This is a genomic window from Nonomuraea antri (assembly GCF_013283785.1).
In the GTDB taxonomy this organism is placed as follows: domain Bacteria; phylum Actinomycetota; class Actinomycetes; order Streptosporangiales; family Streptosporangiaceae; genus Nonomuraea; species Nonomuraea antri.
Window position 1 is genome coordinate 1 of sequence record NZ_JABCPZ010000577.1, and the last position, 1,021, is coordinate 1,021.

1 pseudogene is annotated in these 1,021 nt (G+C 77.3%); it reads left to right on the forward strand.

The window, feature by feature from the left end:
- Positions 1–875: 875 nt before the first annotated feature.
- Positions 876–1,021, forward strand: a pseudogene (locus tag HII36_RS59445) (pentapeptide repeat-containing protein); the annotation flags it as partial.

Genomic DNA, 1,021 nt, shown 5'->3' on the forward strand with positions numbered 1-1,021 from the left:
TCCCAGGACGCCGCCCCCCGAGACCTCATCCCCGCGCCTGCGCCCGCATCCGCATCCGCATCAGCATCCGCGCCAGAGACCGCACCCGAGTCTGAGGCCGGTCCCGATCCCAGGTCGGAGGCCGCGACGGCGCCCGAGCTCGCGCACACGCCCGAGTCCAGCGCCGATGCCGGCTCAGCCGCCGAGCCCGAGCCCGAGCCCGTGCGCGCAGCCAAGACCGAGACCGGCGGTGCGACCGCGCCTGAGCCCGAGTCCGTGGGCCACCCCGATTCCGGCTCCGAGGCCACGCCTGAGCCCGAACTCGCGCGCAGCCCCGCAACCGGCTCCGAGGCCACATCCGAGCCCGAGCCCACGCGCAACCCCGAGACCGGATCAGCCGCCGAGCCCGAGCCTGCGCCCGCAGCCGAGACCGGCCGTGCGACCGCGCCTGAGCCCGCGCGTGGTCCGGTGGCCGGCCCTGGGGCCGCATCTGAGCGTGAGCCCGTGCGCAGCCCCGAGAGCGGCTCCAAGGCCGGGCCCGAGCCTGAGCGCGGGGGCGAGGCCGAGCCCGAGGCTGTGCCCGCCGATCTGTCCGTGCTCGCCGACCCGGCGGTGTCTGTCGCCGCGGCCGACGTGACGCGGGTCGTGGCTTCCGCGGGGGGCGGTTCGGGCGGGTCGTCGCCGGTGATTGACGGGGTTCCGGTGCAGTCGCCGCCCGGACAGGTTCCGCCCGTGGCGGTGCCACCCATCCCAGCGGCGCCCACCCCAGCGGCGCCCGCCTCGGCAGCGCCCGGCTCAGTGGCGCCTGCCTCGGCCGTGCCCGCGTCGGCAGCGCCCGCCGCAGGGGCGCCCGCGTCGGCAGCCTCCGCGTCGGCAGAGCCTGCCTCAGAGGTGCCCGCCTCAGAGGTGCCCGTTTCTGGGGCGCCCATCTCAGCGGTACCTGCCTCAGCGGTACCTGCCTCAGGGGTGCCTGCGGCCGGGCCGACCGGTTCTGGGGTGTCTGTGGCGGGGCCTGGTGTTCCGGGGTCCGGCGTTTCGGGGG